This window comes from Phocaeicola faecicola (genome assembly GCF_013618865.1).
Lineage (GTDB): Bacteria > Bacteroidota > Bacteroidia > Bacteroidales > Bacteroidaceae > Phocaeicola > Phocaeicola faecicola.
Window position 1 is genome coordinate 1 of sequence record NZ_JABSOE010000017.1, and the last position, 14826, is coordinate 14826.

11 protein-coding genes and 1 pseudogene are annotated in these 14826 nt (G+C 40.8%); 4 read left to right on the forward strand and 8 right to left on the reverse strand.

What is annotated here, in order from left to right:
* Both H3001_RS06490 and H3001_RS06495 read left to right on the forward strand, forming a co-directional pair.
* Positions 1 to 1010, forward strand: a 1010-nt coding sequence (locus H3001_RS06490) for a TraM recognition domain-containing protein (protein ID WP_246368513.1), incomplete at its 5' end; no start/stop codon positions are given.
* A 294-nt stretch (positions 1011 to 1304) separates the two neighbouring features.
* Positions 1305 to 1718, forward strand: a complete 414-nt coding sequence (locus H3001_RS06495; protein WP_004294120.1) for a hypothetical protein — start codon at positions 1305 to 1307, stop codon at positions 1716 to 1718.
* Positions 1719 to 1721: 3 nt separating this feature from the next.
* Here H3001_RS06495 and H3001_RS06500 read toward each other — a convergent pair whose 3' ends face one another.
* The 8 genes and pseudogenes from H3001_RS06500 to H3001_RS06535 form a co-directional block, all read right to left on the reverse strand.
* Complete coding sequence (locus tag H3001_RS06500; protein ID WP_181214455.1) at positions 1722 to 3005, reverse strand: sigma-54-dependent transcriptional regulator; 1284 nt, start codon at positions 3003 to 3005, stop codon at positions 1722 to 1724.
* Positions 2986 to 5339: pseudogene (locus H3001_RS19760) on the reverse strand (ATP-binding response regulator). Before H3001_RS19760 ends, H3001_RS06500 begins: the two are co-directional and overlap by 20 nt.
* A gap of 9 nt (positions 5340 to 5348) precedes the next feature.
* Positions 5349 to 6269 carry a cation diffusion facilitator family transporter gene (locus H3001_RS06510; RefSeq protein ID WP_118308664.1) on the reverse strand — a complete coding sequence of 307 codons (921 nt, stop codon included), beginning with the start codon at positions 6267 to 6269 and terminating at the stop codon, positions 5349 to 5351.
* Between the two features lie 2 nt (positions 6270 to 6271).
* Complete coding sequence (locus H3001_RS06515) at positions 6272 to 8005, reverse strand: ABC transporter ATP-binding protein (protein WP_004294125.1); 1734 nt, start codon at positions 8003 to 8005, stop codon at positions 6272 to 6274.
* Entirely contained in the window at positions 7998 to 9773 is a 1776-nt protein-coding gene (locus tag H3001_RS06520; protein ID WP_118420477.1) for an ABC transporter ATP-binding protein, read from the reverse strand. Before H3001_RS06520 ends, H3001_RS06515 begins: the two co-directional genes overlap by 8 nt.
* Before the next feature lie 7 nt (positions 9774 to 9780).
* Positions 9781 to 10398, reverse strand: coding sequence for a class I SAM-dependent methyltransferase (locus H3001_RS06525; protein ID WP_004294128.1), 618 nt, complete (start codon positions 10396 to 10398; stop codon positions 9781 to 9783).
* Positions 10399 to 10414: 16 nt separating this feature from the next.
* The gene (locus H3001_RS06530) at positions 10415 to 11230 is read right to left on the reverse strand and encodes a class I SAM-dependent methyltransferase (RefSeq protein WP_004294129.1); all 816 of its coding nucleotides are present in this window, start codon (positions 11228 to 11230) and stop codon (positions 10415 to 10417) included.
* Positions 11231 to 11359: 129 nt separating this feature from the next.
* Positions 11360 to 11971: a TetR/AcrR family transcriptional regulator gene (locus tag H3001_RS06535; protein WP_004294130.1), complete on the reverse strand. Its 612-nt coding sequence runs from the start codon at positions 11969 to 11971 to the stop codon at positions 11360 to 11362.
* Between the two features lie 670 nt (positions 11972 to 12641).
* Between H3001_RS06535 and H3001_RS06540 the strand changes: the two genes are divergently transcribed.
* Together H3001_RS06540 and H3001_RS06545 are read left to right on the forward strand one after the other, a co-directional pair.
* Complete coding sequence (locus tag H3001_RS06540; protein ID WP_118308662.1) at positions 12642 to 14459, forward strand: DUF3945 domain-containing protein; 1818 nt, start codon at positions 12642 to 12644, stop codon at positions 14457 to 14459.
* Between the two features lie 53 nt (positions 14460 to 14512).
* Positions 14513 to 14773 (forward strand): DUF4099 domain-containing protein, encoded by a 261-nt coding sequence (locus tag H3001_RS06545; RefSeq protein ID WP_117597247.1) that lies wholly within the window; start codon positions 14513 to 14515, stop codon positions 14771 to 14773.
* The last annotated feature ends 53 nt before the right edge of the window (positions 14774 to 14826 follow it).

A 14826-nucleotide genomic window follows, 5' to 3' on the forward strand; every position in this document is an offset into this window, starting at 1 on the left:
GGAAAGTTAAACTGAATGATAAGGTGGAGAGCCGTGTACGGGGAGACCTGTATGCACGGTTCGGAGGCGAGTGCTTGGAAACCTACCATTGTAACAAATGGCAAGGCGCTGGGTGCTTAGCCTATGGCCAGATAGCTTCCGCGAAAATTCCGCTTACCAGAATGATTTCTCCACAGCTGTACTGGGTCATGACAGGCAATGATTTTTCTCTGGATATCAATAATCCGAAAGAGCCTAAAATCCTTTGTGTGGGCAATAATCCGGACCGCCAGAACATCTATTCCGCTGCGCTCGGACTGTATAATTCCAGAATCGTCAAACTGATAAACAAGAAAGGGCAACTTAAAAGCACGGTCATTATAGATGAGCTTCCAACCATCTATTTCCGAGGACTGGACAACCTGATTGCAACGGCACGTTCCAACAAGGTGGCGGTCTGTTTGGGATTTCAGGACTTCAGCCAGCTTAATCGTGACTACGGTGAAAAGGAGAGCAAGGTGATTCAAAATACAGTCGGCAACATATTCAGTGGACAGGTGGTCGGTGAAACGGCCAAGACACTTTCCGAACGCTTCGGTAAGATTCTACAAAAACGGCAGTCCATATCCATCAACCGTCAGGATGTTTCCACATCAATCAATACCCAGCTGGACTCCCTGATTCCTGCATCCAAGATTTCCAATCTTTCACAGGGTACGTTTGTCGGTTCCGTGTCGGACAATTTCGGTGAGAAAATCGACCAAAAGATTTTCCATGCGGAAATTATCGTGGACCATGCCAAAGTAAGTGCGGAAGAAAAGGCTTATAAAAAAATCCCGGTTATCAACACGTTCAAGGACAGTGAAGGGAATGACATCATGCTCCAGCAGATACAGCGTAATTATGACCAGATAAAGGCGGATGCCCAGGCTATCATTAACGATGAGATGGAACGTATAAAGAACGACCCGGAACTATGTGAACGGCTGGGAATAGAAAGTGCAGAAGAGGATAAAAGAAAAACTGAATAGATACAGAATGACAAATAAATCTTGAATCAGTTTGATTTTCAGCAAACATTCTTTATCTTTGGATTTCAAATAGAACATAACGACGGATTACGGGATGTTTTCCATCGATTATATACATAAGTCGCAAGATGTCTCGAACAGGAATCTGACAAATTCAAAAACACGGAGGCTATTGCGTGAGGCTTATGCTATACCCTATAGCGTGAGCCCATGCGAGTTTCTGTGTTGGGCTTTGTCAGAGCCTCTGTTCGAAATAAGCATGGGTTTCATGCTTTTATTTTTAATAGCAGAGGTATGGCAAAAGTACAGATTATTATGCCCGTCACATTGGACGGTTTTCTGCCGGACAAAAATGAGATACTGATGGAATGGCTCAGGACAGACCGGAACGGCTTCCCTTATTGGGAAGAGCGGGCTACATTCAACATGTATCCGCATTACGGCATGCTTGATTTGATGGATGCAAAAGAGAGACGAGACAATAACTGTACCTTTTTTATGAAAGTACAGGACGAAAAAAGTGCCGAATATGCTGGTGGAGTATTTCTCTTCCGACTCGCAGATGAACTGGTCATTTACCTGCTTCCAATATCATACAAAAGCGGGAAAAACATAACCGGAAAAATTCAATTCGGACAATGGACTTTGCGTGAGTCCAAAACATTCCGAAACAATATATGCAGACTAGTATACCGTCTTAAAGAATAAAGATTACTTCAGACCAAGTTTCTTCATTTTCTTGTATAGGGCTGTACGACTGCAACCGAGTTCCGCTGCTGTCTTGCTGACATTACCATGATTTTTATCAAGCAGATTTCGTATCCTTTCCTTTTCCTGAATGATACGAATATCCGGATTATCATTACAATCTACATTTTCCAGTCCCAAATCACAGACATCCAATAATGCATTATCTGCAACAATTACTGCACGTTTGATTTTTGCGTTTAATTCCCGTACATTACCCGGCCAGTCATACCCCAACATACATGCTTTCGCTTCTTCGGTAAATCCCTCATTCTTGATACGTATTCTACCGGAATGTTCTTTTCTGAAGAACTCGGCAAGCGGGAGAATATCGTCTTTACATTCTTTAAGTGCTGGCTGCAAAATTTCCAATTCAGCAAGACGATAATACAAGTCCTCGCGAAAGCGACCTTCCTCTACCGCTTTTTTCATATCCTCATTGGTAGCAGAAATAATACGTACATCCGTACGTTTCACCTTATCACTTCCTACCGGGTTAAACTCTTTCTCCTGAAGAACACGCAGAAGAAGAATCTGCATGGAATACGGCATATTACCGATTTCATCCAGAAATAAGGTTCCTCCATTAGCGGTTTCAAAATGCCCTTTCCTATCAGCAACAGCTCCTGTAAAAGCTCCTTTGACTGCACCAAAAAATTCTGAAGCCTGCAAATCGTTAGGTATGCTTCCACAATTGACGGCAACAAAAGCTTTGTCACGTCTGTCACTATAACGGTGTATCATCTGGGCTATCACTTCCTTACCGCTGCCACTCGGACCGAGTATCATAACAGAAAGATCCGAAGGTGCCACTCGACGGGCAAGTGAAGCGGCTTTTCTGGCAGCTTCACTGGTACGTTCAACAAAAGAACGCTCTTTACGTACAATAACAGGCTGCTTAAGCATACTATGTACTAATTCTATCATTAGCTCTTGATGAACAGGCTTTTGCAAATAATCCTTAGCGCCGAGTTTGATAGCACGGACTGCATCCTTGATACAGGCATAATCTGTCATGACAATAAATGGAACTTCCATCTTAGAACGCATCATCCATTCCAAAAGGCTGATACCGTCACCTTCCGGCAGGCGTACGTCTCCCAATACAAGATTGATTTCGTTTTTCTTCAGAATATTACGTGCACCTGGTTCATCTATAGCTGCCAATACTTCGTAACCGGCCTTCTGCAGCCATTTTTCAATCATGCCGCAAAGTATTATATTGTCTTCAACTATCAGAATTTTCATATTTTTTCAGCTCATTTTTTGTTTCTTTTATTAATTTTTTAAGCCACTCCATAGTCTGTATTGCATGTTCATGAACAGTTTCATTTTGAATATCACTATCATGCAGTATCCTTTGAAAATCACGTAAGATATTGTCTTTCCCGAGCATTTCCCATACCGGCATCATCCGATGTATTATTTTCCTCATGGTCTCACGGTCGGTTATCCTGTCAGCTGATTCCATCTCCTTCAATTCTTTTTCAGATTCCATAACGACTAGAGAAAGCATGTGACAATAATCATCCGTATTCTCTAATAAACTGGAAAACTCAAAATTTCCGGAAACTGAAGCTTGTCTCTGAGATATGACTGTAGATAAAAAAGCAAGCAATCCGTGGATATTGAAAGGCTTATAAATACAGCCTGCAAATCCTTCTTTTTCATAGATTCCGGAATTGCCGTCACCACGGGCAGTCATGACTGCAACAGGAATAGTTCTTGAATTGCCGATATCCGAATTGCGGAGCAGTCTTAACAAACTGAATCCGTCTGTATCAGGCATTTGTACATCCGTCAAGACCAAATCATATTCAAAATTTTCAAGAGCGGTTACTACTTCACTTACATTCATACAGGTTTTACAGGATATACCTCTACGCCCTAGCATATCTTCCGCTATTTTCAGTTGTATAGGATCATCGTCCACTACAAGAACATTCTTAGGCAATATGGTTGTTGCATTATGATCTGGGGTGTCTTCATCAACTAATTCATCCGTTTCAGGCAAAGGAAGTTCTAGTCTGAACACACTTCCTTTACCGAGTGCACTTTCCACATCCATTTTTCCTTCCAAAACTTTAATTAATCCTTTGGTAAGGAAAAGCCCTAAACCAAAACCTTCAGAATTGACATTCTGTGCGGCACGCTCAAATGGAGCAAATATTATTTTCAATGTTTCCTTATCCATACCGATACCGGTATCCCTGATTTCAATGTGCAGTTTTCCTTCTGAATATTCTGAATGGAAATTGATGTTTCCTCTGGAAGTAAACTTGATAGCATTTGTAAGCAAATTCGCCAGTACCTGTTCGAGTTTATCTGCATCACCCTTTACAGTTACATTTGAGCCATTATGTTCCGAATATAAAATCAGACCTTTTGAGGCTGCTTTACGAGAAAACTCATCTGAAATTCGTTTTAAAAAACGGTTGAGATAAAAAGGGGTATCATTACGCAAGTCGCCGGCTTCATTAATCCGATAAGCATCCATCAGGTCGTTGACCAAATGAAGGATGTGCTGACAGGAATGACGAATATCATCCAAATATATCTCACGTTTTTTCTTTTGGCGTGTTTCGGTAGCCAAATCGGCACAGTTATGGATATTACCAAGCGGACCTCGAATATCATGTGAAACGGTAAGAATGATTTTCTTACGCATCTCAAGTAAATTCTCATTTTCACTTATCACCTGCCGTAATTTCAATTTTATCTTATCTTCATTACGTAAATCAGAACGAATAATTAAAAAAAAATAATAAGTATAACTACAGCAATAGAAACTACAGCAATAAACTGATAAAAAGAACTTTGCCAAGCTTCAGAAAGTGTAATGTTACGTTCGGTAAAGGATTTTTGAATTTGACAATCCCAAAAAGAGACAAAGTCATATAATTTATTATTTAATAACTTGTTCTGTAAACGCAAACTATCCATGTATGTTTCCACTTGAGCATTTTGTTTATCAATCTCAAATATTAGCTTGTCATTAAATGTACGTAATTCATTTGTATAATATGGAATCTGAACAATCTCTTTTTTCCCAAACAAGCCAGCAATTCCTTTCTTTTTCTGACTTATTGTTTTCATCCGGACTGTCTCTTTTGCTATAACAGGCAGTTTATTAGCAAAAATGCTGTCTGACTTTTCCCTACTTTTTACAGTGTTCATTATATACCCTAAGTTTATTTCTTTTTTATACAACAAATCACATAAAGAATCTATCTGATGAGGAAGGACAAATCCGCTACATTTAACCTTCATATCCTGTAAAAGACTATCTACAGAAAGACGATATTGATGATAAATATTAAAATCAGAATTATCCCATGAAATGACTGATTCTCCTTTAGTACAAAGACGTATTATCGCAAAATGAACATCATCAATACTTCTTCTGACTGTATTGATCGATTTTAATATCCTCTCTGATTCACGGACTTTAGCTCTCTCTACAAATATAATTGAAACAAGTCCACAAGTTAAAATGAGAAGACATAAATAGCTTAATAATATTTTCTTATGCAAAGACAAACTAATCTTTCTAAAAGTAAAGAAACCTTTATCTGTTTTCATATTTATCTTCTAAGTACAACATTCTCTATCATCACAATATTCATTGGGAAGTTCACACTCAATAGTACAATGACTTATACCATTGTTGGCAAATAATATTTTCAAATTCTGTTTAACATCATGCATTACATTCATACTATTAATTACAATGTGAAGCGTTGCCGCATTTTCTGTTGTACTTATAGGCCATATATGTAAATGATGCCACTCCAAAATATAATCCATATTATTTATTTCGCTCTTTATATGTTCTATATTCACATTCTCTGGGATTGCATCCATTGACATGAACAGACTTTCTTTTAATAAACTGATTGTTGAGAACATAATAACACTGGCTATCAATATGCTGATGACAGGATCTATCCACATCCAGCCTTTAATACTGATTATAATACCTGAAATAACAACTCCGACTGATACTACCGTATCTGCCAACATGTGCAAGAAAGCTCCACGCATATTCAAGTCATGCTTTCTCTGTCTCATAAGCAATATCGTCGTCAATCCATTAATGATAATTCCAGCTGCGGCAGTCCAACTTACAGCGATTCCTGATACCGGAACTGAATTCTTAAATCTGTATATACTTTCTATAACTATAGCTCCTACAGCTACTAACAGAATGACACTATTCAATAAGGATATAAGAACTGTCGCTTTTTTGTAACCATAAGTAAAATGGGCATTACCATGTATTTTAACAATACGTACAGCAAGTAATGCAAGAAGAAGGCTGAACACATCACTCATGTTATGTCCGGCATCCGATAAGAGGCCTACAGAATTATATACAACCCCCATAATAGCCTCAAATATGACAAAAACAAGATTCAAGACTACACAAAACAATATAATATTGTTGATTGTAGCTGGGACATGGTTATGATGACCATGTCCCGAACAATGTATATGATGATAAATTTCCATAATTATTCTTTTTTCATTTGTAACTCTATCATGCGTTTAAAATATCCTTCTTTTCGGATAAGCTCATCAGGAGTGCCTATATCTGTTACCATACCGTCTTTCAATACCACAATTCTATCCGCATTGGCAATAGTTCTCATACGATGGGCAATAATGAGGACCGTCTTGTCACGCACAAGTTCTGAAATCGCCGTTTGTATTTTAGTTTCGTTTTCAACATCAAGTGATGCCGTAGCTTCATCCAATAGAACGATAGGAGCATCCTTAAGTAAAGCACGGGCTATAGAAATACGCTGACGTTCACCTCCGGAAAGTGTATTTCCATTTTCTCCGATAATAGTACGGTATCCGTCAGGCATCCTGGTTACGAATTCATCACATTGTGCCAAATGTGCCACACGCAAGACTTCTTCATCCGTTGCATCACGGCGACCGATACGAATATTATCCATAACAGATGCATTGAATAAAACCACATCCTGAAAGACAACAGAGAAATAACGTAGTAGAGTTTCCGGCTCTATCTTGCTGATGTCAATTCCACCAAGAGTGATTGCCCCCTGTCCTATGTCCCAAAAACGCGCGGAAAGTTTAGCGGCTGTACTTTTACCGCTCCCAGAAGGACCTACCAATGCTGTAATTTCACCCTGACGAGCAATAAAACTCACGTCATGCAATACTTGCTTGCCCGTTTCGTAAGCAAAATCTACATGATTGAACACTATGTCAAAATTTTCAGGCGTGAACTCTGTTGTTCCATGCTGAACAGGCATGTCCTGCATCTCGCGCATACGTCGAATACGTACATCAAGATAAGAAAGGGCAGCAAGGTTGTTCATCACCTCATCTATAGGAGCGTAAACCCGGGAACCAAGGACAAGAAAGATAAGATAAACAAAAAGATCAAGCCTGCCTGTTGAAAGCATATCAGCTCCAACTATGATAACAGAAGCTATGCCTAACTTAAGCAAACTTTGAGCTCCATGCACCAATACGCCAAGCAACAGTTCATTACGGGTCAGTGCCTGTTCGTAGGAGTCAATCTTGTTGGTAAGGGTCTGGCGGTAGTTTGTCTCTTGATTATATGCTTTTATTTCTTGTATATTGTCCAATCCTTCCTGAATAGCTTCACTTACTGCCCGTTTGTTCTGATAATTCTCACGATTACCCATTCTCATTTTTCGTTGAGAAAATATAAGTAACGCCATTGCTACCGGAACTACCCAGAAAAGAGCCAAGGCTAACTGCCAGTTATAGAAAAACATGCCGATTGAAATTAACAAGATCGCAATTAGAGAAGCAAATAGCTGTGGAACAGCATGTGAAAAAGTATGTTCCATGTCCGTACAGTCATCCATAATGGTAGCTGTAAGGTCTGAAAGATTCTTCTCTCCGAAAAAAGCCAATGGCAATATACGTAACTTCTCTGCCAATGACACTCGGCGTATTGCACTTTCGTCATAGACCGAAGTAAAAGTACTGTTATACTGGAAAAAGCCTATCACATACATTACTCCCATAAAACCTATACCAAGCAATCCATAGTAAAATAACCCATGAACAGGTGACGTTTCGGAAACAAGCAAAGGTTTCAGCCAATCATCCAAAAACAGGAAAACATAAACAGCTGGCAGCATCAGTGCCAGATCCAACAGTGTAGTAAACAGTACACCTCTCAGAAAATCTTTAGCTCCCTGGTATGACAGGGCAAAGCGTCGTTGTATGGTTTTAATCATGATTATTATCCTCCTTTCTGCTAATAGTCCAGCTTGCGGAACGGTTATATTCATTCCACATTGCCGCATAAATTCCCTTCTTTACCAAGAGCTCCTGATGAGTTCCTTCTTCTACTATTTTCCCATTATCTACTACAAGAATACGGTCAGCATCAACTACAGTTGACAAGCGGTGAGCAATCTTCAGAACAGTTTTTCCACGAGTCAATTCTTTCAGAGCATGTTTAATAAGTACCTCATTCTCCGGATCGGCAAAAGCCGTAGCTTCATCAAGTACCACAATAGGCGCATTTTTAAGAATGGCACGTGCCAGTACAATACGCTGCTGTTCACCACCAGACAAGTAAGTACCTTCAGCCCCAATTTTTGTTTGCAATCCATCCGGCAAACGGTCTATAATTTCCCTGCACTGTGCCGCATCAATCGCACGGTTTACTTTTTCTTTTGTAGCATTTGATTTGCCGTAAATGAGATTTTCCCATAAGGTCGTTTTAAAAAGATGAGCCTGCTGGAAAACAAAGGCAATACTGTCCATTAATGACTCTTTAGAAATATCCCGTACATCTACACCGCCTATACTAATCCGACCTTCCTGCACATCCCAGAAGCGTGGAAGCAGACGGGCTATTGTCGTTTTTCCACTGCCGGAAGCCCCCACAAGAGCATAAGTCTGACCTTGGGGAAGTTTAAAACTGATGTTGTCTATGACCTTTTGTCCGGTACCCGGATAAGAAAAAGAAACATGTTCGAACATTATATCAAACCGTTTGGGCTTTTGTGAATTAACCGCTTCTTTCAGCACTTCATAATTCAGTAAATCTTCCAACCTGTTTATCGCTTCTCCTGCTTGCCCCGTAGCTTGTTGGAGATACATGCTTTTCATAATACTTTGTGAAAAAAGAGGTGTAAGCAGAATAAAGAGGAAGAAATCTACTAGTACTGATACAGGCTCATCTCCACGCCCTATCATCAGTATGGAAACAGGAGCCAGAAAGAAGGCAAAGCCATTGATAATTACCGTATAGAATGTCATAGGATGACACCACATACGTGTGTATGCAGTTACCATTCTATTATAATTCATAATACTGAGATGAAAATTCTTAAAAGAATAAATGGTCTGTTGAAATACTTTTACTACAGGAATACCACGCACATATTCTACAGCTTCCGTATTCATTTCTTCCAGCGCAGTCATGTATTTACTCATGAATTCCCGTCCATTTCCGTTCATCATGTAAGTCATTAAGCCCATCGCTACCAGTACGGGGACAAGACAGGCCAATCCCAACTGCCAGTCAAAAGCAAAAATAAGTACCGTAGTCAACAGAGGCATCAATACCGTAGCCGCCAGATCAGGCAACTGGTGGGCCAGGAAAGTATGTGTAATACTGGCATTGTCATCAATAATCTTACGGATACGTCCGGATGTATTTTGATCAAAAAAACCGAGCGGCATAGCTACTACACGTTTCATCGCATCACGCCGGATATTGCTTTCCACACGAAAAGCAGCCAGATGTGAAGCCATCAATGCAGCAAAATAAAGTAAAACACCTCCCACGGCCAAACCAGCTGCCCACCAGGCATAAACCATCATATCCGTATTGCAAGTAGTTTCCGGTACAAGTAATTCTTTTACAATAAGCCATATCAATATGTACGGCACCAATCCTGCCAACGCACTAAGAGCCGACAGAATGAGGGACAAAGGAAAAAGAATCCGTCGCTGTCCCATATAACCCTGTAATTTTTTTAAAGTTCCCATTATTATATTATTTTCTCGCAACTATACATATATTCTCTTTCTTTTTATCTGCTTTTACTTCATTAAATCCAACAGACAATAAACAAGACTCCATTTCTTCAATGGTATGTATATTCATCCCATCAATAAGATCTGTCCACATGGTATTTGTCGGGTCAGCCATTTCATTGCATATCATGAAAAGTCCACCAGGTTTCAATACCCGGATTACTTCTCTGAAAGCAACGGATAAATCCCCCCAAAAATAAACAGTCTCAAATGCTGTAACAAGATCGAACGTCATGTCTGAATAAGGAAGTAAATCAGCCCGTCCCTCATCTATAAAACAATGCCTTCCTAACATCCTACGGTTTTTATTCCGTGCAAAAACAACACTTTCATTAGAAGCATCCAATCCATAAACTATACCATCAGGACAGCGACGAAGTATTTCAGTAATGTTAGCTCCGCCCCCACAACCGATATCAAGCACTACCCAGTTTGCCTGCCATTCAAGATGTGACATTCCCCATTCAGCCAGCCGTGCATGACCACAGTTCATACCGAACAACATCATTTTACCTAAAAAACCTTGTGGATTCTGGGTGTTTTGCAATAATTTGTTAACTAAAAATTTATTTTTCATAAACCGATTGATTTATTTATATTATTTTATATCCCAACATTGAACTAAATTTAAAACATAACCAAGGTATCCGCCCCAATACATAACCAAAGAATAATCCCCAGCGTGAACGGAAAAACTTCATATAGTTGGCTTGCTCAATAAGTTGCAATTCAGGTATCCATTTCTCAATAACATGTCCGTTATTTAGGCCAAAACGAACCTGAGCCTTATGTTCACGGAGTGAATCTGGTTTTACTCCATGACGGCTCATCATAGTACCGCATACGTCAAACCACAGTTCACCTCCCCCGAAACGTCTTGCCACGTGATGCAGGAAGGCTTTTACCTGCTTCTCATAAAAATACATCAGAACTCCTTCCACAATAAAAATAAATTCCGAACGGGGATGCTTCCGAAGCAAGTCGTCCATCCAGTCGGTTTCCAGCAAGGATGCCGCTATATAGACATTGCCCGGTTGTTCGTGTATCAATTCTCGGCGTAACGAAATGACTTCTGGCAAATCCATATCATAAAAAATAGCTTTTCCGTTTCCGATACGCTGAAAACGGGTATCCAGCCCACAGCCAACATTCACCACGACCGGATTTGGATGAGTCTTGATAAACTGCTGTACAGCATGATCAAAATACCATCCTCGCACCACGCATCCCACTTCACTCAGTTTCGCCCCATCAAATTTGGAATAATCATATTCCAAATTATCAGCCAGCCGTTCCGCAGTCTTGTCATTCAAAATGGGATTGTCTCGATGGCTTTCTTTTGCCCGCATGTATAACGGAATAAGTAGTGTTTCCGCTACGATGCTCTTAAACTCATGTTTCTGTTTCATATCTTTAAGTATTTAATAGTGAACAATATTCAGATTTGTTCATAAAAAAAGGAGGAAATCTCTGTAAAGATTTCCTCCTTTCCAGCCGTCCTAATACAGCTGTCTTTTCATATTTACGTTGTCTGTATCTCATATCTTAATGATTGCCCTCCAACCTTGAATTTCAAACAAAATATAATCATGTAAAATAGCCTCCATTTCCTGTCGGGGTACAGAGTGCATCAACAGTTCCTCGAACATTGTAAACATCCATACCGTATGCAAATGGATGATAAAATCGGACACAGCAGTATTGATTTCGGGATGCTTCTGCTGCATAGACGCGAACCAGATTTTGACCAATTCGGTAGAACGGTCGGTATAATTTTCGCGAAAGCACTCCAACGAAGAACCTTGCGCATGAAACAACAAAATCTTCATTAATGCACTATGTTTGTCAATTAGCGAAACATATTCGTCTATACAGGATTTCAGGTATTCTTCCGATCTCATCATCATAATATCCTCTCCCCGTATGCCGTGATGCTCTTGCAACATGGCTTCCAAAGCGTACAATACCGGACGCACTACCTCACGAAACAAATCATCTTTGTTCGTGAAGTAGTTATAGATATTCCCGACACCAACTCCTGCCGATTCGGCTATTTCACGCATGGAAGTCTTGGAATAACCTTTCTGTTCAAATTGCTGTCTGGCTACTTTCAATATACAATCCCGTATGTTTTCTTTTAAAATTTGCATATAAAGAACATTGTTCCTATTTGATGGTACAAATCTACAGGTTTTACTTTACCTTGGCAATACCTATTTTTAGGTATTTTCAGAAGAATTAAGGAAAGAAAAACAACATGCATATAAGATATTTTTGTAGTTATCCCCTCCATCAAAGATAAATCCCAATCCTGATTTGCCAGCCGCATTTATTCCTTTTTTCAGGAGAATTTTCTTTATGGCTTACGCCATGAAAATTCACCTGAAAAAGAATGCGGCGGCAAACGGATTAGAATTAAAGGAAAGATTACAGGGATTAACTGCGACCGACGTGACGCATAGCCGTAAATCAAAGGCGGCTATCCTTATATTCCATATATGACCTCACAAATACTGTGAAAATCCACCTTCCCAAATAACAAAACATAGCCTGCCTATCAACTCCCGAAATAATACAGGGATTTCAGCTCCCTCCGATCTGCATAGTCCGGTGGCTTAGCTATGCTTTTACTTATACTCTTCCTACTTCCTTTCATTCTTTTTTCCAACTGTTTTTGCATTCTTTCCTATCCTTCGTATGACATTTGATGACACCTGATGACATCTAACGCCATCCGTTTGTAAATCAAATGTTTACTCAATTTATCATCTTACATTTGGACTGTGAAACAAATCAAGTAGTCACTCAAAACAAAAGATTATGGCACAAGAAAACAGTCCAGGCAAGGGAAAAAGGCAAGGCCGGACAAAGAAACCGGAAAAGCCTTATGTGGAACAAATTGACGAGCTTCTGCTGGTACATAACAAGAATGACCCCAAGGAGGGTTTGGGAGTGGTCAGCAAGGCAGACGAGAAAGGCAATTATCAGACGGTTACACCGGAAGAGAAGAATGAAAACTCATTCCTGAAATTCGACAAGAATTCGAGTATTCTCGAAAATTTTATCAAGAACTTCTGGAGCCAGCTGAAGGAACCTACGCATTTCAGGCTTATCCGCATGACCTTCAATGATTACAAGCAGAACAAACAGGCCCTCAAGGACCTGGCCGAAGGCAAGAAGACAGACGCGGTAAAGGAGTTTCTGAAACGCTATGAAATCGTACCGAAAGTAAACAATCAGAAAAACAGTCAAACAAAAGAGGAGGAAACAACAATGGCAAAGAAGCAGGAACAGACAACGCAGGCTCAGCCTGAACAGGTATCACAGGTGGAAGCTGCCGCACAGGGGCGCGAACAACAGGAACCGCAACGCCAGCAGACACCCACGTACCGCTACAACGAGAACATGATTAACTGGGAGGAGTTGGGTAAGTTCGGCATATCCAAGGAAATGCTGGAGCAGTCCGGACAGCTGGACAGCATGCTGAAAGGATACAAGACCAACAGAACCATGCCGCTGACACTCAACATTCCTGGGGTACTGACCGCAAAGCTCGATGCACGCCTTTCGTTCATATCCAACGGCGGGCAGGTCATGCTGGGCATCCACGGTATCAGAAAAGAACCGGAACTGGACCGTCCTTATTTCGGACATATCTTCACGGAAGAGGACAAGAAGAACCTGCGTGAGAGCGGGAACATGGGACGCGTGGCTGACCTTAACCTGCGTGGCAACACGACAGAGCCGTGTCTGATTTCCATCGACAAGAATACCAACGAACTGGTAGCCGTACGACAGGAGCATGTCTATATCCCGAATGAAATCAAAGGTGTGACTCTGACTCCGGATGAAATTCAGAAACTGAAAAACGGTGAACAGATATTCGTGGATGGCATGAAATCCAATCAAGGCAAGGAATTCAATGCCAATCTGCAATACAATGCGGAAAGAAGAGGCATCGAATTTATTTTCCCGAAAGACCAGGCTTTCAACCAGCAGACGCTTGGCGGTGTACCGCTTTCCCCCATGCAGCTCAAAGCGTTAAACGAAGGCCACACCATCCTTGTAGAGGATATGAAACGAAAAAACGGCGAACTGTTTTCCTCCTTCGTTACCATGGATAAGGTAACAGGCGGTCTCCAATATACACGCCACAATCCGGAAACGGGAGAAATCTACATACCGAAGGAAATCTGTTCGGTACAACTCACACCGGAAGACAAGGAAGCGTTACGCAAAGGACAGCCCATCTATCTTGAGAACATGATCAACCGTAAAGGTGAGGAATTCTCGTCATTCGTCAAGCTGGACCTGGCAAGCGGAAGACCACAGTATTCCAGAACTCCGGACGGTTTCAACGAACGCCAGGCACCTACCATCCCGGCTGAGGTTTACGGACACCTGCTCTCGGCACAGGAAAGAGCAAATCTTCAGGACGGAAAGGCTATCCTCGTAACAGGTATGAAAGGCCCAAACGGCAAACCGTTCGATTCCTACCTGAAAGTAAACGCAAACACCGGACAGCTGCAATATTTCCAGGAAAATCCGGATGTACGCCGCAATACCTCACAGCGTGCCTCACAGACTGACAATACCCAGCAACAGGAGCAGAAAAAAGGTGCAAAACAAGCTGTCTGACCAGAACGGGATTCAAATCATTCAAATCATCAACTACTAAAAAAGGAAAGAACATGAACAAGAACAATCATCATATCTACAAGGCTGAACAAATCGATTGGGAGAAACTGGAATCGATAGGTATCAGCAGATCGCAAATTGAAAAGGACGGAAACATGGACCTGCTCCTTCAGGGAGAGGAAACCAATGTCATGTCCATAAAAATCAAGACTCCTGTATTTTCACTGACCATGGACGCCACACTCAGTCTGATTGAAGACGAGAATGGAAATCCGGTCATCAGCGTAAACGGTATCAACCCTTCAGGTGAATAAATAAGAATCCATAATGTATCATCTCTCTTTCCATACGGTAAGTCCGTATGGAA

Excerpts from the sequence above, each read along its gene's own strand:
- H3001_RS06495 (WP_004294120.1), top strand. The coding sequence starts at position 1,305 with ATGGCAAAAGTACAGATTATTATGCCCGTCACATTGGACGGTTTTCTG.
- H3001_RS06500 (WP_181214455.1), bottom strand. The coding sequence starts at position 3,005 with ATGAAAATTCTGATAGTTGAAGACAATATAATACTTTGCGGCATGATT.
- H3001_RS06510 (WP_118308664.1), bottom strand. The coding sequence starts at position 6,269 with ATGGAAATTTATCATCATATACATTGTTCGGGACATGGTCATCATAAC.
- H3001_RS06515 (WP_004294125.1), bottom strand. The coding sequence starts at position 8,005 with ATGATTAAAACCATACAACGACGCTTTGCCCTGTCATACCAGGGAGCT.
- H3001_RS06520 (WP_118420477.1), bottom strand. The coding sequence starts at position 9,773 with ATGGGAACTTTAAAAAAATTACAGGGTTATATGGGACAGCGACGGATT.
- H3001_RS06525 (WP_004294128.1), bottom strand. The coding sequence starts at position 10,398 with ATGAAAAATAAATTTTTAGTTAACAAATTATTGCAAAACACCCAGAAT.
- H3001_RS06530 (WP_004294129.1), bottom strand. The coding sequence starts at position 11,230 with ATGAAACAGAAACATGAGTTTAAGAGCATCGTAGCGGAAACACTACTT.
- H3001_RS06535 (WP_004294130.1), bottom strand. The coding sequence starts at position 11,971 with ATGCAAATTTTAAAAGAAAACATACGGGATTGTATATTGAAAGTAGCC.
- H3001_RS06540 (WP_118308662.1), top strand. The coding sequence starts at position 12,642 with ATGGCACAAGAAAACAGTCCAGGCAAGGGAAAAAGGCAAGGCCGGACA.
- H3001_RS06545 (WP_117597247.1), top strand. The coding sequence starts at position 14,513 with ATGAACAAGAACAATCATCATATCTACAAGGCTGAACAAATCGATTGG.